Below are 25,145 nucleotides of genomic sequence, written 5' to 3'. Positions count from 1 at the left end.
ATCGCGAGCAAGCTCGCTCCCACAGGTGATCGCGGTTAACTGTGGGAGCGAGCTTGCTCGCGATGGCGTCTTCCGACGTAACGCAAAACTCAGATCAGAACGATAATCGCCAACAGGCCACCGAAAATCGCCCACTTCTCCAGGTAATAGAGCTTGCGGTTGCGCTTCTTCAGCGCTTTGCCGCGCAGGCGAATCTTGTAGATTTTGGTGAACAAGCGGTTGATACCGCCGGTCTTGTCACCCACATCGTTCGGCGCGCCCGCTGCCGCCATCACGCTACGGCTGAACCAGCGATTGAACGCCGCCGTCCAGCGATACTTCATCGGCCGCTCAACGTCGCAGAACAGAATGATGCGGTTCTGCTCGGTGGTGTTTTCGGCGTAATGAATGAAGGTCTCATCGAACATGACCGCTTCACCGTCGCGCCAGTGGTAGTTCTCGCCATCGACGTTGATATAGCAACCGGCATCGTTCGGTGTTGCCAGGCCCAGGTGATAGCGGTAGGAACCCGCATACGGATCGCGGTGACGGACCAGTTTCGAACCCGGTGGCAGCTCGGCAAACATCGCAGCCTTGATCGAGCCGATGCTTTGCACCAGTTCGGTGGTGCGCGGACAGAGTTTCATAGCCGAAGGATGGCTGTCGCCATACCACTTCAGGTAGAAACGTTTCCAGCCCGTCTTGAAGAACGAGTTGAAGCCGACGTCGTCGTACTGATTCGAGCGCTTGATCTCCCCGGCCCTGAGCAGGTTCTGGCCCTCGGCGCGAATTTCTTCCCAATGGTCTTGCAACGGACTCAGATCGGGAAAGTCTGCCGGGTTCAGATAAGGCTTGTTGGGGATCTTCGAGAACAGATAAAGGAAACAGTTGATCGGCGCCAGAAACGTCGAGTGGTCGCTCAGTTGGCGGCCCAGCTTGTGACGCACGCGTCCGTGCAAGTGAACGTACGCAATGGAAACAACGTAAATAGCGGCAATGATCAATTTCACAAAAAATCGTCACATGTCAGAAGTGAACAAACTGCGTCCCTTGCCGGCCAATCGGCCCAAGGGTCTTGTGCAGTGTCTGAATACGAAACAACGGTCCCGGATGGCGCGTCCTTGAGCCCATGCCGCCTGTCGGCATCGGGTGATAGATGGCATTTTAGCCACAGTTTGTAACCAATAGTTAACCTTCAACTGTGAAAATCTGTCCACTGATGCTGCCAAAGTGGCCGTGCGGCCTTAACGCCCTATCGTTTAAAGAGCCAGACCAGTACAATCGCCGCCAAACATTACGCGCCCCCCTTGGTTGATGACGGGAATGAACCCCGTCTCAGCGCACTTCGACTCGGGCCAAGCGCTCCATATGCTGCTGTCCACTTATTGCCAGATGGACCTTCCGCTTCTGACCGGGATGCATTTCCTGTGGTTCGAAAACCGGAAACGGGTACTGAATCGGTACTGCCGCAACCCTAGCTACTCTGAATGCTTCGCAGGAAAAACCTTTGATCTCTACAGCTAACATCACGATGCAGTTCGGCGCCAAGCCGCTATTCGAAAACGTTTCGGTCAAATTCGCCGCGGGTAACCGCTACGGCCTGATCGGCGCCAACGGTTGCGGCAAGTCGACTTTCATGAAAATCCTCGGCAATGACCTCGAGCCGTCCGGCGGCCAGGTCATGCTCGAGCCGAACGTGCGTCTGGGTAAATTGCGCCAGGACCAGTTCGCCTACGAAGAATTCACCGTGATCGATACCGTGATCATGGGTCACGAAGAGCTGTGGAAGGTCAAGGCCGAGCGCGACCGTATCTACTCGCTGCCGGAAATGACCGAAGAAGACGGCATGGCCGTTGCAGAGCTGGAAACCGAGTTCGCCGAAATGGACGGCTACACCGCCGAATCCCGTGCTGGCGAACTGTTGCTGGGCCTGGGTATCGGCATCGAGCAGCACTTCGGCCCGATGAGCGAAGTGTCCCCAGGCTGGAAACTGCGCGTATTGCTGGCTCAGGCGCTGTTCTCCGATCCTGAAGTGCTGTTGCTCGACGAACCGACCAACCACCTGGACATCAACACCATCCGCTGGCTGGAAAACATCCTGACCCAGCGCTCCAGCCTGATGATCATCATCTCTCACGACCGTCACTTCCTGAACAGCGTGTGCACCCACATGGCTGACCTGGATTACGGCGAGCTGCGCCTGTTCCCGGGCAACTACGACGAGTACATGACCGTGGCGACCCAGTCCCGCGAGCAACTGCTGTCGGACAACGCCAAGAAGAAAGCGCAGATCTCCGAACTGCAATCGTTCGTCAGCCGCTTCTCGGCCAACGCCTCGAAAGCCAAGCAGGCCACTTCCCGCGCGAAGGCGATCGACAAGATCCAACTGGCCGAAGTCAAGCCTTCGAGCCGTGTGAGCCCGTTCATCCGTTTCGAACAAACCAAGAAGCTGCACCGTCAGGCGGTCATCGTCGAGCGCATGGCCAAAGGCTTCGACGGCAAGACACTGTTCAAGGACTTCAGCTTCCAGGTTGAAGCTGGCGAGCGCGTGGCGATCATCGGCCCGAACGGTATCGGTAAAACCACCCTGCTGCGCACCCTGGTCAATGAACTGACCCCGGATGCCGGTACCGTGAAGTGGACCGACGCTGCGGAACTGGGCTACTACGCCCAGGACCACGCGCACGATTTCGAAGACGACTGCAACCTGTTCGACTGGATGGGCCAGTGGACTCAGGGCGGCGAGCAAATCGTTCGCGGTACCCTCGGCCGTATGCTGTTCTCCAACGACGAGATCCTCAAGTCGGTCAAGGTCATCTCCGGTGGTGAGCAAGGTCGCATGCTGTTCGGCAAGCTGATCCTGCAAAAGCCGAACGTGCTGATCATGGACGAACCGACCAACCACTTGGACATGGAATCCATCGAGGCGCTGAACCTGGCGCTGGAGAACTACCCGGGCACGCTGATCTTCGTCAGCCACGACCGTGAGTTCGTATCGTCCCTGGCCACCCGCATCATCGAGTTGAGCGCCAGCGGCGTGATCGACTTCAGCGGCACCTATGACGATTACCTGCGTAGCCAGGGCGTTGTGTTCTAAGCACCGGCTGAAAATGGAAAGCCCTGTCCTGGTGACGGGGCTTTTTATTGCTTGAAGATCAATAGATCGCAGCCTTCGGCAGCTCCTACAGGGGACGCATTCCAATGTAGGAGCTGCCGAAGGCTGCGATCTTTTGATCTTATCGTTAGCCTGCTTCCTTTTATTCGCAGCCCGCGCCATGATGCAGTTCTCCTACCGCCGCCCGCGAACGAGCCCTCATGTCTGTGCAGCAACTGCCACCGCAAAGCTCCATGGCGATCACCCTGCAGATCGTCTCCATCGTCTTTTATACCTTTATTGCCTTCCTCTGCATCGGTCTGCCGATTGCGGTGTTGCCAGGGTATGTCCATGAGCAGCTGGGTTTCAGCGCGATCATCGCGGGGCTGACCATCGGCTCGCAATACCTGGCCACCCTGCTCAGCCGCCCGATGGCCGGGCGGCTGTCGGACAGCATCGGCACCAAGCGGGCGATTGTTTACGGGTTATCGGGGATTGTGTTGAGCGGCGTGCTGACGTTGATTTCAACGCTGCTGCAAAGCTTTCCGTTGCTGAGCCTGTTGATCCTGATCGCCGGCCGCTTGTTGCTGGGGATTGCCCAGGGATTGATCGGGGTCGGCACCATCAGTTGGTGCATGGGTCAGGTGGGCGCTGAACATACCGCGCGATCGATCTCCTGGAACGGCATCGCCTCCTACGGCGCCATCGCCATTGGTGCGCCGCTGGGCGTGGTGATGGTTGGCGAGCTGGGGTTCGCCAGTCTTGGGATCGCGCTTTCGGTGCTGGCGCTGGCGGCGTTGTTGCTGATCCGAAACAAACCCTCGGTACCGGTGATTCGCGGCGAGCGCCTGCCGTTCTGGGCGGTGTTCGGGCGCATTGCGCCGTTCGGCGCGAGCCTGAGCCTCGCCTCCATCGGTTATGGCACGTTAACCACCTTTATTACCCTGTATTACGTCAGCCGTGGCTGGGCCGGCGCGGCTTACTGCCTGACGGTGTTCGGCGTGTGTTTCATTCTGGCGCGACTGTTGTTCATCTCCAGCATCAGCCGTTTCGGTGGGTTCACCTCGGCCGTTGCCTGTATGAGCATTGAAACGGTGGGCCTGGTGTTGCTGTGGCTCGCGCCTTCGACCGGTTATGCGCTGATCGGCGCAGGCCTGACCGGGTTCGGTCTGTCGCTGGTGTATCCGGCGCTGGGGGTCGAAGCGATCAAGCAAGTGCCCAACTCCAGTCGCGGGGCGGGATTGAGTGCTTACGCGGTGTTTTTCGACCTGGCGCTGGCGATTGCCGGGCCGTTGATGGGCGCCGTGGCGTTGAATCTGGGGTACTCGTGGATTTTCTTCAGCGCGGCGTTGTTGTCGGTGACTGGCCTCGGTTTGACGTTGTTACTCAAGCGCCGTGCAATGACGTGATTCACGCAATCCATGTAGGAGCTGCCGAAGGCTGCGATCTTTTGATCTTAAAAAAGCAACGTCAAAAGATCGCAGCCTTCGGCAGCTCCTACAAAGGGATCTGTGAATCTTATTGATCGGCGGTCTGCATCCCGGCCCGGGTCGGCTTGGCAAGCGCGTGAGCGAAGAAACGCCCGGCCTCGGACACCATGGTGCGATGGATGTCTTTGCGGTCGACGCCATCGGCATCGGTGCACAGCGCCGGCATGGCGATGATTTGCTCTTCGTTGCAAGGCGCCAGGAACACGAAGTGCCCTGCCCCGACCAGCAACTTGAAGTCCGGTGCGATCGGCAGTTTGCGCGCCAGGGCGGCGGCATTCTTGTCGAACGCTACCAGTTTGTCGCCGTCGCCGCTGTACAGAAGCACCGGCACATGCACGTCGGCCAGGGTATGGCGACCAAACTTCAGGCTGAGCGGCGCCATGAGCAGCAAGGCGCGAACCCGCGGGTCAGCCACCGGTTGCAAGTCATCACGGTCAGCAATCAATTCGCCTTGGGTGTTGCAGGCATCGCGGTCGTCCGGGCGTTCCTGACAATAGCGGCGCAGACGGTCCAGGTCTGGTGTCGCGCCGGACAGAATCAGCGCAGTCTCCCCACCCGCCGAATAGCCGATCACACCCACCTGATCGGCGTTGACGAAGGGCGCGAGCATACGGTCGCCCAGCGTCTCGGTAATGGCTTCGGAAATCTGGATGGGCCGACCGTAAAGGTTACTCAACGTACCGAGGCGGCTGTGGTCTTTGGAGTTGTCGCCGGGATGGATCACCGCCACCACCACAAACCCTTTGCGTGCCAGCGACGTGGCGAGGTCGTGCAAGGCCAGCGGTGTTCCGGTGTTGCCGTGGGACAGCATCAGCATCGGGAAACGACCGATGGCGACTCGGGTGTCTTCGCCCGCTTCGACCGTGTAGCCCTCAAGGATGCTGGAGTGCTCCTTGTCGCTGGAGGGATAGAAGGCGATGGCGCGCATCGGCTGCAAGTCCAGAGGGTCGAGAAAGCTCATCTCATGGAAGCCGACGCTCCAGTGAGGATGCGGCGCAGGCGCGGCGTGCACTGAGTTCAGGCTGCTGAGCAGGCAAATCAGTAAGGTTGCACAAAGACGCACCATGGAAGGCTCCACCTGGCTACTGACCGGGGACGTTAACCCTCGATTGCATAACTCGGGCCACTATTTAATGAAATTCCGAAACAGCCAGAAACAAAAAACTCCGTATCTGGCACTTGCGTGATCAGAATACAGAGTTTTTTGGATGTTGCTCGAGCTGTTTGATTTTCTTTACACACGCCTTACGCAGCGGCGAACAACTGCTCGCTGATTTGCGTGTGAGCGTCGCTCATGGCTTTGGTGCGGACTTCGTCACCGTAGGCAAGACCATGGGCACGGACGAACTCGATGTCAGTGATACCGAGGAAGCCGAACAGCACCTTCAAGTACTCTTCGTGAGCAACGCCAGTGGCCTGACCGGCATGCAGACCGCCGGAAGTCGATACGATGACGACTTTCTTGCCACCGCACAGGCCTTCAGGGCCGGCTTCGGTGTAATGGAAGGTCTGACCGGCAACGGCGATGCGGTCGATCCAGGCCTTGAGTTGGGTCGGGATAGTGAAGTTGTACATCGGAGCTGCAATCACCACGGCATCGGCGGCGAGGAATTCGGCCAGGGTGGTGGCGCTCAGCTCGGCTTCGTGTTGCTGCGCGGCGTTACGCAGTTCAGCGGTGGTGCCGGCGGCAACCAGGGTTGTCGCGGAGAAATGGCTGATGGCATCGGCGGCCAGGTCGCGGTAGGTCACCACGGCAGTCGGCTCGGCAGTTTGCCAGGCTTTAACGACTTCGCTGCTCAGCTGACGGGAAGCCGAGTTGTCACCAAGAATGCTCGAATCGATATGCAGCAGTTTCATGTGGGATCTCCAGGTGAGGATCGCTACGAAGCGATCTGATGGGGAGAATCCTACAGGCGAAACCAATAGCTGATTAGACTGCAACAATGCGATAGTTCGTCCCACTGATAGAACAGTTGAGCTCCCACCATGCAAGACCTCAATGTTTTGTTAGAAGCACCAATTCACCCGTCAAAATGATCAATTTCAGATACCCCGCCTCCCCCTCACCATAATGCTCTTCCATCAAATGAAACCAAAGTAATCACATGGGGAGTGCACTGAGCATCAAGGTATTCGTATCTGTGGAGGCACAGGGAGAACTTAGATTGGAGGGCCTTATCTGCTCCACTCGAATGTCCTTAACGCTCCCTGATCGTTCACGTCGCTCATACTGCCTGGTCCTCTTAAGGCAGACAGAAGTTACTCCCCCTCTTTTTTAGCTAAGCCGATTAGATCCTAAACACCCGAGGCTGATTCGTCTGGCAATTGAGGGACTGGTGCAGCAAGAGGTCTGGCTAGGCGCCGCCCCAATCACATAGCCGTGCTGTCCATGCAAGCCCTCTCCACCTCCTAGATCGACACCCGCGGATTCTCGCCCCCGTAGCAGGCTTGCCCCCCCCACGCTCAGCATCGCCACCCAATCGCAGTGCCCGCTCGCAGATCCGACGGCCGCATTACCCTGCTAGGCATCCATTCATATGAAGCTTCTGTCCAAAGCGATCTCAGTGGGCCCAAAGGTCTCGGCTGCTGTTATTCCCTAGATCGAGCGCGGGGTAACACGTTTGCGTCCAGGAGGCAGCCGTGATGGCCATTGATGGGAACCTCTCCAAATGACCGGTAGAGACGCAGCCGCCATTAGCTGCGAGAGGCTCCATAAGCAGGCTGAAGGTACTGATATCGAGAATTTTTTTCGAAAGTAGCCAAAGCGAAAAAGTGCAAGGCATTCCCCAAAAATACGAGCTTTGTATTTTTTGTACAAAAATAAACTCTAGTTAAATCAATCAACAAGACCAAAAAAATATAATAAGTAACTATTAATAACGCCAGCAATGCCAGTGGGGTTTATTTGTTATTATATAAGCAATCAATACGAACCAAATCAAAATCCACTTGATTTCAACAAAGATTGGTATATATCCTAAGTTACCACTTGATGGTGAGCTGATTGAAATCATGGATACTTAGAACCTACCAAACCAAGGCAGCAATCCATACATAAAATTGGAAGCATCGTACTTTCAATCGCGCTCTCTCGCGCCTGCTTTTTATCACGCAAGCAACCAGCGACTCGAAATCCTTGAGGGATAAGTTATGTTGGACGTAAGACAGGTTATGAAATTTCCTATTATGGGTTTCTTCCTTCGTCTAGTTGAAATTATCAAATCGGCTTTCACCCCCAAAAAGGAAGTAGATAAATACATCCGCACGACTCATCTTTATTATGCTTACACGCAAATCATCGAATGCCCGGAGGAGGATTACTTTTCCAAGGAGTCATTAGAGGGATTTTATGGCTTTATCGATACTGAGTTTAACCTAAGCCGTGCTACCGCAGAATCGTACTTCAGAAACGCCTGCCAGCTTCCACGTTTCATTGATCAACCAGAGTGTAAATATCATTTAGGAATGAGCGATGAGTATCGCGAGCACACCTTCTGGCTTTATGCGGCATGTAAGAAAGACCGATCCCTTCTAACCTACTACGAAGCCTGGCCGTTGCGCAGCAAGGATGGTCGTCAGATTTACTTGAATATGGTGCAGTTCCAAATACAGTACGGCAAGACTCATACTGACTATTGGTACCGTCAGCTGGTTAAATATGCTCGCACCCTGACCGGGACAACTTTGAACTCAGAGATTACCTCCCTTCACGTTATCTTCGATTTGTTGTATGTGATATATCCAGACGGTGAATATCTCGAAATCCTCAGCGATCCATTGGAAGTCAATGAAGCATTCGAAGAAATGTACGAAATCAGCTTTGTTGATTATATGAAAAATACCCCCTCGCCATCACCAACGGCTTTTCAACGCAACTGGTCTATTACGAAGCGAGTTTTCCAAGCCGCTATTATTGGAAGAGGGTTGGTCTCAGAGTCCCTGTATGACCTTTATGCAGGTTATGCCAAGAACTCGCTTACTGGCAAGCTAAAAACAGACAGTGAAAACTTAGTTAGCTTATTAACCCCTCTGCCTTTGCATCTATCTGACAACCAAACAGCAGAATTGGTATTTAAGAAAATCACTTCCGACTACGAAACGCTGAAAGAGTGTTGCGAAGTTGAGCGCCGCAGAACCATGGAAGGCTTCAACAATCGAATAGAGGCCTCTAAGATTGGCACAATCAGCAATGCTGAACATTCTACTACCCAGAGACGCCTCTATATAAATCGTTGTGCAACATGGCAGCACTATGGTTATACGCTGGACAGCGAGTCGTCAGATTACAAAAATGTCAGACGACAACTATTTGGTATAGATACCTCGTTAAATCTTGAATTGATGCTTCTGACCACCAGATTACTACTCCCATTCATCTACCTTCTTATCATGGAGCACCCATTCATTACTCCTGGCTGGCTTTTAAATTTCACGATCTATGACAAGCACGGAAAGCTATCAAATTTTTTGAATGACGGCAGGGTTGTGATCAGCTTCAAAAACCGCAGGGGCGTAGTGCATGCGCAACAAGAATGCCACCTAACTCCGAAATCCAAAGCTCTTTTCGAAGACATCATTGCGATCACAGCACAGGCTAGACAGTTCTTGAAAGATGCTGGTGACGACCAGTATCGATATTTGTTAATTGGCTCCAATGGCGTAAGCCGCCCATACAGAGTAACAAATCTCCCGCAGCTTTTTAACAATGCTCGGGACGAACTCTTTGTAAAAATGCTTATCGATAAATTGGGTATTGATGTTGCCAAGCGAATTAACCCAAAATCTATTCGCTCTACTGCGGGCGTCAAAATTTACATCGACACTGGTCGTATCCGTGCTATGTCTGAGGCTCTCGGACATCTCACCTTCTCTCTCAAATTGATCGAGTCATATCTGCCGAAAGAGCTTCGCCTGTTTTTCTTTAACAGGTGGATTCGGATCTTTCAAACCGCCATTACCTATGAAGCTGTGCGCGGCCGGCCATGCATGGATGAAGTCATGGGCGCCAAAACAATGGAAGACATTGATGAATTCTTCGAAAACCATGGCCTGAAACCGCTCCCTCCTTATCTTGAGATGGGCACCCATGGGCTGCCGATAGAGCAAGATGATGCGGTGCAGAAGACGCAGATCGTAATTCCTATCACCCCGCAACTTTGTGATGTGTTGGTCACCATGGGTCAAGTTATTCGCGATCTAGCCCATCAAGACATCGAGCTTTGCAAAGAGGCCGCGACGTGGACGCAGACGATAGCGTTTGTCGAAAAGACTGTTGCAATGCACAAGGAGGATCAACTACGTGCCTGCTCCGCTGACGTCATCAAAATCTTTGAGTCAGCGAAAGTCGTACCGTCTATGGCAAGAAAACTTACCCAACTAATGACTTCCCACCAATTCTAACGGGGCAACAGCATATGGTACGCGCAAAAGCCGCAAATGAGACCTCCATAGCACAACCCCAGGTGAGTGATTTAGTAGCCGCCATGGAGCTTGCAAAGAAACAACCTTTTTACTATCGCAGAAAAGCAATTCGCGAAATGTCGGGCATCGCCAGTCACGAAACTCTAATCAACGCTCCCAAATGGCTTGTGAAGGGATCGAATTTTCATTCCAATATTTGGTACGTGAATTTTTTTGGCGACAAACGCCCATGCATTGAGGTTGACTTCAACATTCAATTGTCTGATGGCTCGCTTCTGACTGACGGACAACATAGCGATACTCTGTATTGGATTAAAGTCTTTCTCGTGGTGCAAAACCATCCGCGCTATAACAGCCAAACTCGCAAGACTCCTGAGTATGAACAGACGAAGTTTATTTCCGCGCTGCAATTCATCGACTGGATAATTTTGAATGACGATCAATTTGACGTGGCGAACAATCGCCTTAGCCTGGTTACGTTATCTGACATCAAAAGTTATCTTAATACCACGCTTGGCACCCCTACGAGCGATAGGGTGTATAGCTACCCTCAACGTCTATCACAGTGGCTGAAAGCAAATATCGAAACCCTGAGCGAAACCGAGTACACAGAAGGGCTCAAGCAGTGGCCTTACCTTAGAAATCTTCCATCTGTTCAGGACAGAGTTCTTGACCTTGATGAAACGCAATTACTTAAGGCTCGCGTTTGGATTAAATCAAGAAAGCAATACTCCTTGAGAGATGGGAATGCTTTCTTCAACCCATCATCCTTTCAGCAGATTGCCTACAAAAATACATTGTACGGAAGAAGCCTAAAATTTCGAACGGTAGAAGATCTCCGAATGACAGATATTCCGAGGCGAGAATATCCAGGGGTCCCGGTTGCGAAGTCAGCGATTGATGGAACGTCCTTGTACGAGATAAATCATGCCTTGCTGGTGCTCAAAAAAATATGCGTGGTAGCTGCACACTATTCAGATCGCGGCATAAACCCAAGTGGTTTGTCAGCGATCAGAGCATCTGATGTGTTTAGCTATGTACAAACCCCGAAAGAAAAAGGGAGATACAATACCCTCCCACACAAAATGGTAATCAAACTTCTTGGCGATTGTTTTCAATACTACACCGACAATGCACGCAGTGTGTTCTCACGCGTAATCTGTTTTTTCAAAAACAAAGAATCTCTTCAACGCTTAAAGAAACAGCGATATGCAGCCTATGATGCTGCGATTGCATCACAAATACCTTGTGATACGGCCGACTCGCTGCGCCCGAGCACATGGATTGCTAGGGATAAATACTCTGATCAGAGCGCCTACTTATTGTCGCTGCGCGCCAACGAGTCTCTATACGAAATGTATCGCATCACATTAGGTTGTTTCCAAGTAATTGTCGGAAGCCTTACTAGTAAAAGGCAAGGCGAAATACTCGATTTGGATGTCGGTGATTGCTTAGAGCCGATGGTAGACCCGAATGTTCCTGGAAACGAAGATATAGCCTACTGCATGAGATATTTCGCACGGAAAACGGGTGCACGGGGCGTTAAAGAGATAGCGCTGATCGGAATTACTCACAATATCGCAAAAATGATATGGGATTTCATTAAGTTCCATAATGAATTGGCGAAAATGAATTTGGTATCAAATCAAGGTCAGTTGCTAAAAAAAGCGCTCCATCGCAACCTCGCGTTCAGCGACCTAACACCCACCTCATATAATGACGTAATAGATACTGTTTGCGACTATTTCGAAACACCCACCATAGAGTTAAATGGAGTGCCGCACAGGTATTATGTGCGACAGCACCAACTCAGAAGGTTTTGCGCCCTCGCATTTTATCATGCTGACCAGCATGGTCGCATTGAGATTATTCAGCACTTACTCGGTCATTCCGACCCAGAACACGCCTATCACTATATTTCAGATACAGTCCCTGGCGCTGTACTTTTGGAAGCCAAAGCTCAGCGAATTACCGAAGAACTACTGTCGGGTATCAACGGTATCGCGGGGCTAAATTCGGTTAAGGCTTACTTATTGGAAAAATTTCAAAGTAGCGACATCCTCTTGAAAACCACTGAAGAATTCAGCGCGGATTATGAAGAACTAATAGCAGAAAAAATCTTCAGCGCATCAGAAACAGCCGACTACTTCACTCGTCAGTCATTGATATTTCAAGAAGTAGCAAAAATGCTCGACGCTAAATTCATTGATTTGCAGCCTGAGTTTTTTACGTATCGCGACCCGGTCGATGGTGACGTTAAGACGTTCAAACTATTTATCAAACTGAGCGAGAATCTAACATGAGGGGCGAAAAATATTTATCATCCGTAGATAACGTTCATCGCCTTCTTACCCATATAACAGAAAGCCCTGAGCAATATATTTCTGATGGTAAGTGGGAGGCGATGACCCATACGATTCATACTATGTGTGCGTTTGAGGATGAGAGTCTGAATATAAAAAAATGCGCACCAAATACATTCAAGCGCGTTGCAGCCAACACCATTCTTGGTGGGTTTACAGAAGTTGATCGATTGCGAAAACTAGCAAAAGTTCGACTATCACAAGCTTCCACTCCGCAAAAAAAACAAAAAACCAAATCTCGTCGTGTTGTGGCCGTGGAAAACAAAAGTCAAAAAATGCGCTTGCAGAGACTGGAGACAAGCTTTGCGCAAATGCAAATCGTACTTCAAGACTTGCGCGATCTTTCATATCAGCTAGCTCATGACGACTCCATTCCGAATAAACCGAATTATTGGAAACGGCGCATGCGCGAAATCACTTCTATTTTTCAACTCGTTGGAGGCGGACAATGAACACAATAGAGCAGTTACACACCTTATTGCCAAATACTGCGCAATTAGCTGTAGGAATTCATACGGATGGCAAAGAATTATACTTTAAAAAAGCCGGAGGCCTACCGACAATTTATTATCCGAACGGGCAATATTGCGTCGAAGCAAATTCTTGGCTGGTAGAAAAATTTCGTAACTCTAATGTCTCTCTTAGAGAAAAAGGGGGCACCTTAGGACAAAATGCTTTTGATCTTTCCGAAATCATAAGATACCTCCACTATAACAACATTAAACCTATTGAAATGACAAATACAAGATATGAAGCATTCATACTGGGCCTTTCGGCAAAGCGCACACCTAACGGCGCGGAGGCAAGGTCATCGAATGTCATTAGGTCAATTGGATCCACAACGTTAGATTTCCTTAATCATGTCGGCGAGTTGCATAACCACACCGACTTCATCGCCAAGAAAGGTATTATCAAAGCAATAAGAGTAGACAAAGACTTGCCGAAGGAGCTGAAGTATAAAGCTCGCGGCTTAAGATGGTATCATCCGATACTACCAACTCCCGAGCCCGAGCATCGTCGGTATCCAATTAGCGATAATTCAATCAATAAGCTTTATCAAGCGGCTGAATTGAGACCGAGGGGTTTTGCCAGAAGATCAAAAGTACTCATTTCAGTTTTCGAGCACACTGGTGCACGGCGTAGCGAAGTCGCAGCTTTACTCGTGTCTGACGTTATCAAAGCCTTTAACTCAACCGACGCAAACCCTCTTGTAAGGCTCATCACGTTGAAACGACGTGTGAACCATTTCAGATTTGTTCCGGTCCCTAGAGCAGTCATTGCAATTTGGATCGACTACATCAAAACCACAAGAAAACTGGTTATGGTGAAAAAACATGGACACTCCAAAGATCACGATGTGATGCTCATCAATCATTTAACGGGCGCCCCGCTTAGCCCATTCTCCATCCCAAATGAAATCCATGATCTAAAGACAACGGCAAACATTGATGAGCCCGCGCACGCCCATCTTTTCCGTCACCGTTTTATCACTAACAAATTGAAAATGCTTATCATGCAATTTAATTTCGATAACCAGGATGCCTTTCGACGTGCCCTTTTGGATATATCCGGATTCAAACATAAAATTCAAGAATGGGTTGGTCATATAAGCGTAGAGTCGTTGGAGCGTTATATTCATCTTGCCTGTAGGGAGATCACGCAAGAAGACTCTACGACTGCCAATGCGCTTTTGATTAACGCCGCTATGGAATTCGTAAAATACACTGATAATCTTCTAGATGATCTAGATCGCGGCGTTATTGACCAGGAAGAGTATATAGCCGCAATGAGACTATTGAGAAGTAATGCGAAGCAGCACCCACCAAGCACCAGCCGCGAATAGTTTTTGCGCACTGCGTCCTTCAGATGCGAATCATGCCATCACGTTTAAAGCCTAAATCACTATACTTGAGAACTTCATGCTAGGGAGCGTCGCTTAGGCGACTGCTCCCTACCACTACTTTATTTGCCATTCAATGGATGAATTTTCCCAGCCTTCTCACACGCCAACCGATCCGCCTCAGCATTTGCTCCAAAATCCTCCGCTAGCAGATCAATCAGTCCTCGAACAGAAGGCAGTAATCCTCTCCTGGAAGGGAATACCGCATGGATCAATCCACTTGGAGGAGGACACATTGGCAGTATCTCAACTAGACGGCCATCGTCCAGAGCATGCCTCACCATGATTTCTGGCATCTGAACCACTCCCACACCTTGAATGGCCGCGCGGCGTAAGGCATCGAGATCCGAGGTTACAAATCGCGGAGTATGAATGACATCAATTGATGTTTCTCCTGGCCCTATAAACGTCCATCGGTGCTCACGATTAGGCGGGCCTAAATCCATGCTCGGCAGCCCAGCTAGATCCGCAGGGGTCTCCAGGTGCATTCCTGCAACCAGCGATGGGCAAGCCACTAGCTTTTGGTGGCTGTCGCCAAAAACCCGCATCACCAAATTCGCGTCCTCAAGTGGTGGAAAGCGAACACGAAGAGCAATGTCATAACCCTCCCCTAATACATCCACCCTGCGATTGGTGCTATCGATCTGTACCTGTACCTTGGGGTGCAGCACCATGAATTTTGCGATTGTGTCGCTTACGCCCATGGCTCCCAAGGCGGGAGGGCAACTGATCCGCACAATTCCTTGAGGCTCAGATCGTGAATGCGCAACAACCTGCTCCGCAGCATCAGCTTCAACAAGCATCGCCAGGCAGTGCCGATAGTAGTCTTGACCAATATCCGTCACCGTGAATTTGCGTGTCGAACGCTGTATCAACCGTACTCCTAAGCGCTCCTCCAGCTGCCCAATACGCCTGCTGAGCTTTGACTTTGGCACGCCTAGCTTTCGGCTAGCAGCGGTAAATCCCTCGTGGTCGACCACCTGGACAAAGAAATACAAATCGTTGAAGTCGTACACGGGATCATTTACTCGGGTTCGAGGACGCAGGACTTTATCATCGCAGAGGGACAGACGGGTTTTCTACGAGAACCCAGCAGCCATCTGATCATTGATGACAACTCTAGCCGTGCTACAACAAACCCTGACGGAAACTGGCCACACGAGCCCGCCTCTTGCCGGTCATGAAATTGGGGCGTCTGGCACCTGATTTACAGCGGTTGCGAGCCGTAACAAATCGGAATGAGTCAATAGCCGCCCCCCCTCATGAGCTATTACCCATCCTCTGGCAAAAAGCCGTCAGATTGGTTAGCACAACCGCATTACGCTTGGAACGCTCAAAGCCAAGTGGGCATGGTCAAAACACCAAACCCACGAGGAGATTTCATTGGGAGCTATTCAGCCTTTTCTTGCACCTTTCGCGTAGGAGATTGAGTCTCAGCTTCTTTGTGGCCCAGCAGCTCCCAATGCTTACCGGTCCGATCATAGAGTTCGTACCCGCAGGCGAGATCCACCTCTCCGAGCAGGCGTTGTTGGTACAGGCCGAAATAGTGTTTGAAAAGGATAGGTGGGGTGCGTAATCGCTCCGCAGGTATCTGGAAACAAATTGCAATCGCCCAATTCGCTTTATCGCGGTTTCCCACCAATATATCGGAGACATCATTTGGCCTTCCAACGGAGACCCAAGTACATGGGATTTTCCCATCAAGTATGTTGATGAACCATTGTTTTTCCAAGTCTCTAGCAGATGTGTAAGGGGTAAGCACCCCCAAAGCTAACTTTTTATTTGCAACCTCTTCTGACATTCGATGCGTAACCCAAACCTTGCCACTCCCAGATTTTTGATACTTCAAAAATAAAAAGTTAACAAAAATCGCAGTAATACTTGTGATCGTCACAATGCCTAGCATCGTTAAAAAGACCCTTGACACATCAAATAAATGCAGCACATTGAACGTATACTTTGCCAGCATTACAAACAAATGCAAAAAAGCAAAGCTGACCAGTACATAGAGCAAGGACCAAAGTTTAATTCTCGGCATGTTTGGCGCACAACTTGGGGCTTTCGTTTTTTGCTGAAGCTTCTGTCGCTTGACGTTCAATTCACAATCTCACTTGCTAGACCATTGAGTTTGCGTTTAGCAATCTGGGCACATTCAGTGATTGCCAGCGAGGATTGCCTAGCTTTGTCGATGACAGCTTCATATTCAGCGTAAGCTTTTTCTGCTTTAATTTTATTTAAAGCCTCTTTGAAGTTCCCCCAGAAAATATTCATCTGCGCGTAAATTTCATCTACGGGTTTAAATATTTCTGCAAAGTGCATCTCTACTAAAGCGCGAGCCCCGTCCAACCTTTCACATGAAATAAGATACTTGCGATCAAATTTTTCCTCGCTGATCCCAGCTCTTACCATGATATCCATTGAAGTGAAGGAATATTCACGAGTGAGATAGCTGAGCGCTTTGTGGACCTCAATGTAATTGGCGATGACCTCAGCCCGGTGCTTCTCCTTGACAGAAGCATTTAGCTTCATGGTTTCCACATGAAATTGGGCAGCCTGGGCCTCCCGCACTGTCCGCAACTGGCTTCTTGATGCCAGAGCGACGCCCAGAAGTGCTGATGCAGGAGCGATAATTGAGGTGACAATAGTGAGATCCAAGTTTCGTTAATCCTTGATGGAGGGCCGTCATTTACATGCGCTGACTGCTCTCTATCGTCCGGTGAAGAGATGTCTTTAGGCCTCCATAGTGGAAATCGAATTCGGCTGAAAAGGCCCAAGAAATTTTCCGGGCTCTATCGGAGCCAGCCTCAGATAACGCCAGGCTGTGGCGTGAAAATACCTCTTCCACAAATAACCTGGCGCACCACTCGATTCAGCACACGCGCAGGCTCATTGGTTTAAGGCTCTCAGCGCCGCTTCAACGCGGACAGCGATCACGATGATCATCCAGTCGTCTAGGGTTAGGTCATGGTCCCAACACTCATTTTTGGGATTATCTGGTGCTCCGGCCTTCGCTCCAAGAAGGCGTTTCTGTGGATTTTTACCGTATCGGTTTCAGCCATCGGAAGCATAGATCTCCACTATCTGCAAAATACGGTCGATTCAGAGCTATGAAGCTGCAAGGTTGAGGAAGGCCAAATAATTCTTTTCAACGCGAATAGCCCTCATCACGAGAGCAGGTAACGGTATGAGCACCGCTGGGACTTCACAAGAAATCGATATCAAAATTGGGGCGATGGGATATCTGCCGGTGGCACTGTTTGGCTCCATCATGGCCCTCAGCAGCTTGGCCTTGGGATGGCGCATAGCGCATGCCTATTTCGGTACTCCACAGTGGGTTGGCGAATATATAGGCTATGCAGCCATGCTGGGCTTCGTAGGCTTGGTAATTGGCTATGCAGTCAAGGTATGGAGCAGCTTCGACTTAGTCCGAGCCGAATTCAACCATCCCATCGCAGGCAGCCTCTTCGGCACACCGCTGATAAGCCTTTTACTGCTGCCCATTTTGCTGGTCGAAATAAACCTTCAACTGGCGCGCATTGTTTGGGTATTGGGTACGGTCGGAATGACGCTTTTTGCCTGGTTGATCGTCAATCGTTGGATGAGCGTAAAGATGCGTATCGAACACACAACCCCAGCATGGATTATCCCAGTAGTTGGCATGATCAACGTGCCGCTTGCGATCCCAGCGCTGCACTTCCAATCGATGCATGGCGTTATGATTTTTTCGCTCGCCGTCGGGTTGTTCTTCGCGATACCGTTATTTACGATGATTTTTTCGCGTTTGATGTTCGAGGCGCCAATGCCGACGACATTGCAGCCGTCCCTGATGATTGTTGTCGCACCATTCGCAGTCGGATTCTCCTCTTACGTCACGACCATCGGGCAAATTGACGCGTTCGCCGAAGCGTTGCTCATGTTGATGCTCTTTTTGCTGGCGGTTGTGCTGGGGCGTCTGTGGAGATTGGCGGGCTGCTGTCCATTCCGGGTGGTGTGGTGGTCTGTCAGCTTTCCGTTAGCGTCATCGGCTTCTGCTGCACTGCGTTACGCAGCGTATGCGCAAAACGAATACGCCAACGGTATTGCAATATTTTTGCTTACCCTGGCCTCCAGCGTGATTCTCGGATTGTTTGCACGGACGTTGCTCGGCATCGTCCGAGGCGAATTGCGCACGCTGACCGGGGACCTCGCTGCGAACTGAAAGCTAAATAAGCCTTCTTACCCCCCCTCGCACTGCCCTACCTAGCAGCAATGCACTATTCTAAGAATTCGGTCGTTACGTCGACGTGCCATATCAGACAAACCATTGGGCGCCCCATGAGTAAAACTACCTCCGACCATGGCGATCTCGACCAGGGACCACCTGACTTCGAGCATATGGTGAAGATCAAAGCATTGAGCAAGGATCGCCTGGCATTTCAAAGGAGCGCGTCGCGCGCGGAATATGAAGCACTGAGCCCAGAAGAGAAAGTGCTCGTAGATGCCAAATTCAACAAAATGTTTGTGAAAATCGCCGCTCAATTTGGCCGAAGTCGCCCTTTCATTTGCGAAGACCACCTCAAGACGAAGCGCAAGGAAAATAACGAGGATATGCCTTCATAGTATCGAGAAGGAAAATGTGTCATTCGATAGGCTTGATTGAGATCAATTCAAAATACTTAAATTTTTTCTTCTTCGCCTCAGCCTTTGCTTCCTGCTCGGCGATAAGGGTACTCAATGTATTCGCATCGTAAGTAAACAGCTCAGTAGCGCCTTCAAAATCCCTTGTAACACGAAGAGTCACTCTCAACTTCGGAGTAAGCGACGCTGGAGCCTTTCGAGATTTTGATACATGCTGGTGATCTGAAGTTACAGACGAGTCTGGAGTTTCGGATGTTGTAGGCTCACTAGCTGTGCCGAATAACGCCTGACGCATCTCTTCTTCGCTCAACATTTCTTTCATACGTCCCGCTACCTCCTCATGGCCACTACAGAGTCTGAGTGAAATTTTAGCATCCGCCATCGAACAAGAGCATAGATCTCAACGTTTTCTACTTGTGTCCTTGCCCGAGATTAACCGGGCAGATTCCTCAGTGCTTGAAGGCGCCCGACTCATCCGGGACAAACTGAAGGGCTTTTGACTAGCAAGGCGAACATCTACAGACGTCGCGTTTGCATAAAATAGAGACGCTTAAGATCGACCTTTCCCACCCGCAATCAGCGTTCAGATCTCGCGTACACAGTCATTTCCACCGGCGCACCTCAGGATCGAACCGGCTCCACAGCCTGACCGTAGAGTGCGTTATAGATAAAAATTCGATTCTTCGGTGACTGTCGCTGATATTGAGGAGATCACGCTAGATCAGGCTTTCAACACTTCGGGCTATGATGTAAATTCATTCTACAACTCCAATCTCAGGTCCGCCTATATCCTATGGCAATCGTAGCAATTAGGCCTTGGCACATTGGGACCATCGGAAGTTTTTTGCCGGCCTCAGCGCGTTTCTTTTCTTTGGCTGTACGCAGCAGCGCTTGCCGTTACTCTAAACTGAGAAATTTGGCGTCTTCCTAATACACCTCTAGCGCTTTGGCAAGCGCAAGGGGCGCTCGATTCGCCTGACAGTCAGTGTATCGACCATTCAACTTTGTCATACAGCTTTCAATAATAGGGTAATAATGCGCTAAGCCACCACGATCCACTATCTATAAGGATTATAAGAATCAGTATTTCGCGAAGTGTATTTATCTACGTAGGGCACGCTTGAATATTTCCTTAAAAGAAGTCTTAGTGGCAGTATATTTATATCAAGATCAGGATCGTCACACACACCATCTCCACAATCTACATACATCCTTTCGTAAATAATATCTAATGCCCTCCGACACTCCCCCTCTAAATTTACTCCAAACTTAAAAACCAGATCAGCAAATGATCTCGCATTATATGCATAAGAAATACTTGTAAATGGAAGATGTTCCATTATCACTCTAGGAATTAGATACTCCACCAAGACCCGATCCGCTATCACCGAGTTTAAATACTCCTCACTGCAATGAAACACAGCCATAGAGCTTTGTTCCATCTGACAGAGATTGAACACCCTCAGAAGTCTAATAAAGTTACTCTGCCCATACTCCCACCCCATGGACACCGACGCGAACACATAAAAATCGAAGTCATTCGAGCACCTACACTGATGCTCAAGCAAATCATCAACCGCAGTTATAATACCCTTGAACAACGCTGTCGACTTAAAAAAACCAAGCCAAGTTACGATAACACCTATATAAGTACTTGCAACACTAGAAAAACCTTTAGCTTCGATTGAACCAAGTAAAAAATTAGATGCAGCACTCAACCCCTGTGTCGCAGATTCCAGATTCCCGCAGATAAACTTGACCATACCTTCCATTTGGTAGGAGTGCGCGTATATCAAATCGTTTTCTGAACCAACTATATGAGCATCACACAGAAAATCAATAAACTCCCTTGGCGATAAATTGCTGGAAGACTGCGCTGACACCCGCAAAAACTGCTCGACAAAAACTGATTTATCAACCACCCCCAACACACTGAGTAAAACCCAGCATATAGCAGAGTGCTCTACACTATGCGAACCCCATCCTTGCAGCATCAGGCGCGTTGATTCACCGGTGGTTTCACTACCAGCACGTGCAATTATCTCCGCTACCTTCACCCACTCTTCAATACCCTGACCATCAAACACCGATTCCGGTGGATGGTTTAAGTCTTATTCGGTATTCCGGGGCCACCGACGCCATGGTCCAGTGGTGATGCAGGCACAACGCGGTAGGGTTCTTCCTGACCACCGGCTTCTTGGGGATGATGTATTACGTCGTGCCGAAACAGGTCGGGCGACCGTCTCGTTGCAAAGCTTTGAGTATGTCTCAATCGTAACTATCGAGTTTTATGTGTGAATTACGATAATTTGGCATTAAACGACCTCAGATAATATTTATTGGCATGATCTGCCAAAAAACGAGGTATTTTGAGTTCAATACGCAACCACCTGCCCCACCCCTTGGTCATAAACTTTTACTTCCTTAATCAGTCACCGAGCTGCTCCAAAATGGAAGACTTAGCGCTGTATCTTTTAGCCCTCTCAATGATCTTTTTAATGCCCGGCCCGGACATGATCCTGCTGCTGCAAACCGGCGCAAAACAAGGCCGGAGTTTTGCAATGGCGACGGCACTGGGTCTGGCACTCGCACGTGCCTGCCACGTCACGTTGACCGCTTTGGGGTTGGCAACCATATTCAAGGTTCTTCCTTGGACATTTGACGTCGTTAAATATGCAGGCGCTGCTTACCTACTGTGGATTGGGTTGCAAATGTTCAAAAGCAGTGGCGCAAGCTCACCAACAGCTGTTGAGAATCCCGTTGCATCGCCATCCTTGAAGGCAGCTTTCCAGCGTGGTCTTCTGACTAACCTGCTCAATCCGAAAGCGCTACTATTCAGCTCGATATTGCTACCACAATTCATTGACCCCCATCGCTCTTCCGTATGGGAGCAATTTGCCGTGTTAGGCATCGTGCTCGTAATCACGGGCCTTGTGTTCGACAGTATTTTTGCAACTGCCAGCGCCTGGGTAGGCCGCTGGCTGGAGCGAAGCGCACTGGCGCAACGCATTCAGCAATGGCTATTCGGTACTCTTCTCATAGGATTTTCCGTAAGGCTGGCACTGGTACAGCAAGCCTGAAACCCAATTGTGAAGAGCTTTTTCATTGGCTACTGCGGTACCAGCACATTCGCGCCGACACCGGCGCGAAATTGCTGCATTGACCACTGGGGCGACTTTCAATTGGGCTAACCTGCCCAGACAGGCGATCCAGTTGCCAGATTTTGGATTATTTATCCGACTGCCAGCTGTAACGGCTAAGCTCCGGATTGAGAGGGGTTTTAGCGAAAACATTGGCAAAGTTACACAGGGTTGCCAGGCTCACTCCAAGGATTACTTCCAAGGCATTTCCCTCTGTGTAGCCCGCAGTTTTGAAAGCGCCGTAGGTTTGTTCACTGACGTTACCGCGCGTCGCGATAACTTCGCGGGCGAAGGCTGCCAAGGCTTCAAGCTTCACCTCCGGTATGGCTGTTTGTCCGCGCAGTGCGCCGACCACTTCATCAGACAACTTCGCCTTGTTCAACGCTACCGCGGTGTGACCCGCTACGCAGAAATCACAACCGTGATTGGTCGCAGCAATCAGCTGCACGACTTCACGTTCAGCTAAGCTCAGCTCAGCTTTGCCATTGAGGGCAGATACCGTGACGTACATTTCCAATGCCACTGGAGCATTTGCCAACACAGCCAGTAAATTTGGAATGAAACCAGAGTTTTTCTGGGCGTTTTCCAGGAAAGGTTTGGCTGCTTCAGGTGCAGTTTGCAATGTGTGGAGAGTGACGCGTGCCATGAGATATTTTCCTGCGAATTGAATGTCCGGCAAGTCTGTTGGCAACACGAATTTACAACCACTCTCCTGAGTAGCGTTTACCTGCCTCTGAGTATTTTCATTAGATGATTTCGTCGAGCCCACTGATTGATTGGTTATTAGAAAGTCTTGAGCTAGAGGCCAACCTCTTTCATGTTGGCCGTTACTGCGGAGGATGGCATGCGAGCACCTACGGCTCTGCACGATCCAGTTTTCATTTGGTCGTACAAGGCAATTGTTGGCTACATATCAATGGACAGAATCAGGCGCAGCAACTGAATGCAGGAGATGCTGTGTTTTTGTTGCGTGATCAGAATTATCGGCTGTCCAGTGCCGAAGAGGCTGATACCGCCCAGCGTCTACCCCGCGGAGAAATGACAGAGCTGGATAGCGACGCAGAGGACGGTGTGGGGCTCGTATGTGGCTTTTTTTACTTCAAATCAGGGTTGTCGTCGCTGATCATCGAAGGGCTTCCGGACTGGATAATTCTACGGGCTGGGGATCCGTCGCTGAGTGCCGCCCGCGTCCTGTTTGAGCTGATCCTGGAAGAATGCCGGCAAGCCTCCCCCTCCACTGCCTTATTGGAGCGCTTGAGCCATCTGATGTTTCTGTATGTGTTACGTCAACAGGTGATGGAAAATCATAATCTAGGAGGCTTGGTGGCCTTAGCCCGGCATCCGGTCTTCGCTATGTTGCTGGACCAATTAATTGAGTGCCCAGAGCGCCCATGGTCTTTAGAAAATATGGCGGCGTGTACCGGACTTTCTCGCTCGGCATTTTTCATAAAATTTAACGAGCTGGTCGGGCAGTCGCCGGGGCAAGTACTGCTAGCGCTGCGGATTCGCCATGCCTGTCAATTGCTGAAGAACAACAACACAGTGGAGACAGTGTGTGCAGCTGTGGGCTATCAATCGATTTCCGCGTTTTCTCGCGCTTTCGCTAAATTGGTGGGCATGCAACCAGGGGCCTATCGAAAAAATCATGAAGGTCGTTGAGCAACGTGCTACTGGAGTCCGCCCGTCAGGTGCTAGGCACCCTATCGGCAGCACAGTAGTAATGGTCACCTTTTAGGTGACCGTTGCGAGGAGGATTAGTGAAGAAGAATATTTCGCTCAAAGCGACCGCCATCATAGGCTTGGGCTAAACGGTTTTTTGCTTCAATACTCCGCAAGAACAAAGGTCAGCAGCAGCGCGTTGTACATTTTCCGTTGCCGTAGCGAGCTTCCTGACGCTCACGAAAAAATTCCGAATACGTCATTACCGGTTGGCCCGGATGCTTGATGCCACCGAGCGTTGGGATCTCTTGGGCGGCAACGTCACGTTGTTCTCGCTGTTCCACAATACAGTGTTCTTAAAACACTACTCGAAGGCACGGATATGTTAGCCGTAGTGCCTGATTACGTAGCCAAAGCCATGACTCGGCAAGGTGGATTACGCGCGGATCCCGTTCCGATGACCCTCCCTGCCCTCGATCTATCAATGTCATGGAGCGCCACGCTGGACAACGATCCCGGAGAGCGTTGGTTGCGCTCACGCTTTAGTCATTAACTGAGCGAAAAAAAATGCAACTCTGATCGAAATAACTGCGACAAAGGCCGCTGCTTAATATCCTGATCAACAATAGTGCTCACCCATGCCTTATTGTTGCTTTACTTGACTTGGATTTTATGGGACTACCAATCTTTCATTGGTAGCTAGGAGAAAGCTGCATACACATTAGATTTATCCAATATAACCAATAAATTATTGCTCCTTCTTATTCTTGGACGGCATTCAACGAGCAATCTAACATCGGCTTTCGAACCATGCCCTAAACACCGGAACTTGTATATGAAAGCGCTCATCGAAGGTTTCATCAAGTTTCAAAAAGAAGTATTCCCGCAGCGAACCGACCTTTTCAAATACCTTGCCACGACTCAAAATCCAAAAGTTTTATTTATCACTTGTTCGGACAGTAGAGTTATTCCGGAATTGCTGACACAGCAGGAGCCAGGAGAACTATTCGTTGTTCGTAATGCAGGAAATATAGTGCCGTCCTATGGACCACAACCTGGCGGCGTGACTGCCTCTGTCGAATACGCCGTTGCGGTACTTGGCGTTGTAGATATCGTCATCTGCGGGCACTCCGATTGCGGGGCAATGACCGCCGTTTCGAGTGGAAAATCGTTGAACCATCTGCCGGCTGTAGCCGCCTGGATGAGCTACGCGGAGTCTGCAAAGGTGATAAATGCAACCCGCACGCACGCCTCCGATAAAGAGCGCGTCAGTTCCATGGTTCGAGAAAATGTGATCGCTCAACTCTCCAACTTAAAAACACATCCGAGCGTTAGGCTCGCTCTAGAACAAAAAAAATTGAACCTGCATGGCTGGGTCTACGACATAGAAACCGGGTCAATTGACGCGCTCGACGGAAAGACAAATACGTTCGTTCCACTCGCAGAGTTCCCTGAAACAAAGGCTTAACTTAAGCAACTCCT

General features: G+C 50.3%; 21 protein-coding genes and 2 pseudogenes. 13 read left to right on the top strand and 10 right to left on the bottom strand.

The genetic code is table 11. The features are described 5' to 3' along the window. Positions 1 to 89: 89 nt before the first annotated feature. Positions 90 to 989 (bottom strand): lipid A hydroxylase LpxO, encoded by a 900-nt coding sequence (gene lpxO, locus EAH74_RS12320; RefSeq protein ID WP_140678686.1) that lies wholly within the window; start codon positions 987 to 989, stop codon positions 90 to 92. Positions 990 to 1,486: 497 nt separating this feature from the next. Here lpxO and EAH74_RS12315 point away from each other — a divergent pair, with 497 nt between their 5' ends. Together EAH74_RS12315 and EAH74_RS12310 are read left to right on the top strand one after the other, a co-directional pair. After that, positions 1,487 to 3,076, top strand: a complete 1,590-nt coding sequence (locus tag EAH74_RS12315) for an ABC-F family ATPase (protein ID WP_123365020.1) — start codon at positions 1,487 to 1,489, stop codon at positions 3,074 to 3,076. Between the two features lie 218 nt (positions 3,077 to 3,294). Next, entirely contained in the window at positions 3,295 to 4,482 is a 1,188-nt protein-coding gene (locus EAH74_RS12310) for an MFS transporter (protein WP_140678684.1), read from the top strand. 109 nt (positions 4,483 to 4,591) lie between these two features. Here the strand turns inward: EAH74_RS12310 and EAH74_RS12305 are convergent, their stop codons facing one another. Continuing rightward, a complete protein-coding gene (locus EAH74_RS12305; RefSeq protein ID WP_140678682.1) occupies positions 4,592 to 5,629 on the bottom strand; it encodes an alpha/beta hydrolase family protein in 1,038 nt (345 codons plus the stop codon). A 179-nt stretch (positions 5,630 to 5,808) separates the two neighbouring features. Further along, positions 5,809 to 6,420 carry an FMN-dependent NADH-azoreductase gene (locus tag EAH74_RS12300; protein ID WP_140678680.1) on the bottom strand — a complete coding sequence of 204 codons (612 nt, stop codon included), beginning with the start codon at positions 6,418 to 6,420 and terminating at the stop codon, positions 5,809 to 5,811. A gap of 1,314 nt (positions 6,421 to 7,734) precedes the next feature. On the opposite strand from EAH74_RS12300, the gene EAH74_RS12295 reads away from it, so the two are divergent. The 4 genes from EAH74_RS12295 to EAH74_RS12280 are packed head-to-tail and all read left to right on the top strand — an operon-like array spanning position 7,735 to position 14,190. Further along, positions 7,735 to 9,963 (top strand): hypothetical protein, encoded by a 2,229-nt coding sequence (locus EAH74_RS12295; protein WP_140678678.1) that lies wholly within the window; start codon positions 7,735 to 7,737, stop codon positions 9,961 to 9,963. A gap of 14 nt (positions 9,964 to 9,977) precedes the next feature. Continuing rightward, complete coding sequence (locus tag EAH74_RS12290; protein WP_140678676.1) at positions 9,978 to 12,287, top strand: hypothetical protein; 2,310 nt, start codon at positions 9,978 to 9,980, stop codon at positions 12,285 to 12,287. Then, entirely contained in the window at positions 12,284 to 12,799 is a 516-nt protein-coding gene (locus tag EAH74_RS12285; RefSeq protein ID WP_140678674.1) for a hypothetical protein, read from the top strand. The genes EAH74_RS12290 and EAH74_RS12285 overlap by 4 nt, the downstream gene beginning before the upstream one ends. After that, complete coding sequence (locus EAH74_RS12280; RefSeq protein WP_140678672.1) at positions 12,796 to 14,190, top strand: tyrosine-type recombinase/integrase; 1,395 nt, start codon at positions 12,796 to 12,798, stop codon at positions 14,188 to 14,190. The genes EAH74_RS12285 and EAH74_RS12280 overlap by 4 nt, the downstream gene beginning before the upstream one ends. A 119-nt stretch (positions 14,191 to 14,309) precedes the next feature. On the opposite strand, the gene EAH74_RS12275 is transcribed toward EAH74_RS12280, so the two are convergent. The 3 genes from EAH74_RS12275 to EAH74_RS12265 form a co-directional block, all read right to left on the bottom strand. Continuing rightward, positions 14,310 to 15,263, bottom strand: coding sequence for a LysR substrate-binding domain-containing protein (locus EAH74_RS12275; protein WP_140678670.1), 954 nt, complete (start codon positions 15,261 to 15,263; stop codon positions 14,310 to 14,312). A 374-nt stretch (positions 15,264 to 15,637) separates the two neighbouring features. Further along, positions 15,638 to 16,345: a hypothetical protein gene (locus EAH74_RS12270; RefSeq protein WP_140678668.1), complete on the bottom strand. Its 708-nt coding sequence runs from the start codon at positions 16,343 to 16,345 to the stop codon at positions 15,638 to 15,640. Further along, the gene (locus EAH74_RS12265; protein ID WP_140678666.1) at positions 16,342 to 16,902 is read right to left on the bottom strand and encodes a hypothetical protein; all 561 of its coding nucleotides are present in this window, start codon (positions 16,900 to 16,902) and stop codon (positions 16,342 to 16,344) included. The genes EAH74_RS12270 and EAH74_RS12265 overlap by 4 nt, the downstream gene beginning before the upstream one ends. A gap of 529 nt (positions 16,903 to 17,431) precedes the next feature. Between EAH74_RS12265 and EAH74_RS12260 the strand changes: the two genes are divergently transcribed. Both EAH74_RS12260 and EAH74_RS12255 read left to right on the top strand, forming a co-directional pair. Further along, entirely contained in the window at positions 17,432 to 18,445 is a 1,014-nt protein-coding gene (locus tag EAH74_RS12260) for an SLAC1 anion channel family protein (RefSeq protein WP_140678664.1), read from the top strand. 116 nt (positions 18,446 to 18,561) lie between these two features. After that, on the top strand, positions 18,562 to 18,846 hold the full coding sequence (locus EAH74_RS12255) for a hypothetical protein (RefSeq protein WP_140678662.1): 285 nt from the start codon (positions 18,562 to 18,564) through the stop codon (positions 18,844 to 18,846). Between the two features lie 19 nt (positions 18,847 to 18,865). Here the strand turns inward: EAH74_RS12255 and EAH74_RS12250 are convergent, their stop codons facing one another. Further along, positions 18,866 to 19,186 carry a hypothetical protein gene (locus tag EAH74_RS12250; RefSeq protein WP_140678660.1) on the bottom strand — a complete coding sequence of 107 codons (321 nt, stop codon included), beginning with the start codon at positions 19,184 to 19,186 and terminating at the stop codon, positions 18,866 to 18,868. A 736-nt stretch (positions 19,187 to 19,922) separates the two neighbouring features. Beyond that, positions 19,923 to 20,951: a hypothetical protein gene (locus EAH74_RS12245; protein WP_140678658.1), complete on the bottom strand. Its 1,029-nt coding sequence runs from the start codon at positions 20,949 to 20,951 to the stop codon at positions 19,923 to 19,925. A gap of 13 nt (positions 20,952 to 20,964) precedes the next feature. Between EAH74_RS12245 and EAH74_RS33860 the strand changes: the two are divergent. Together EAH74_RS33860 and EAH74_RS12240 are read left to right on the top strand one after the other, a co-directional pair. After that, positions 20,965 to 21,130 (top strand): annotated as a pseudogene (locus EAH74_RS33860) (cbb3-type cytochrome c oxidase subunit I); the annotation flags it as partial. Between the two features lie 184 nt (positions 21,131 to 21,314). Then, positions 21,315 to 21,944, top strand: coding sequence for a LysE family translocator (locus EAH74_RS12240; protein WP_140678656.1), 630 nt, complete (start codon positions 21,315 to 21,317; stop codon positions 21,942 to 21,944). A 148-nt stretch (positions 21,945 to 22,092) separates the two neighbouring features. Here EAH74_RS12240 and EAH74_RS12235 read toward each other — a convergent pair whose 3' ends face one another. Further along, on the bottom strand, positions 22,093 to 22,650 hold the full coding sequence (locus EAH74_RS12235) for a carboxymuconolactone decarboxylase family protein (protein ID WP_140678654.1): 558 nt from the start codon (positions 22,648 to 22,650) through the stop codon (positions 22,093 to 22,095). A 104-nt stretch (positions 22,651 to 22,754) separates the two neighbouring features. Here EAH74_RS12235 and EAH74_RS12230 point away from each other — a divergent pair, with 104 nt between their 5' ends. Beyond that, entirely contained in the window at positions 22,755 to 23,663 is a 909-nt protein-coding gene (locus tag EAH74_RS12230; RefSeq protein ID WP_140678652.1) for an AraC family transcriptional regulator, read from the top strand. Positions 23,664 to 23,848: 185 nt separating this feature from the next. Here the strand turns inward: EAH74_RS12230 and EAH74_RS12225 are convergent. Then, positions 23,849 to 23,947, bottom strand: a pseudogene (locus EAH74_RS12225) (CstA-like transporter-associated (seleno)protein); the annotation flags it as partial. Positions 23,948 to 23,961: 14 nt separating this feature from the next. On the opposite strand from EAH74_RS12225, the gene EAH74_RS12220 reads away from it, so the two are divergent. Continuing rightward, a complete protein-coding gene (locus EAH74_RS12220) occupies positions 23,962 to 24,216 on the top strand; it encodes a LysR substrate-binding domain-containing protein (RefSeq protein ID WP_140678650.1) in 255 nt (84 codons plus the stop codon). A gap of 282 nt (positions 24,217 to 24,498) precedes the next feature. Beyond that, the gene (locus tag EAH74_RS12215; protein WP_140678648.1) at positions 24,499 to 25,131 is read left to right on the top strand and encodes a carbonic anhydrase; all 633 of its coding nucleotides are present in this window, start codon (positions 24,499 to 24,501) and stop codon (positions 25,129 to 25,131) included. Positions 25,132 to 25,145: the final 14 nt, after the last annotated feature.

Origin of the sequence: Pseudomonas mandelii (genome assembly GCF_006438925.1) — a bacterium.
Lineage (GTDB): Bacteria > Pseudomonadota > Gammaproteobacteria > Pseudomonadales > Pseudomonadaceae > Aquipseudomonas > Aquipseudomonas mandelii_C.
The sequence above is the reverse complement of the archived record's forward strand: the minus strand, read 5'-3'. Positions and strand labels throughout refer to the sequence as shown.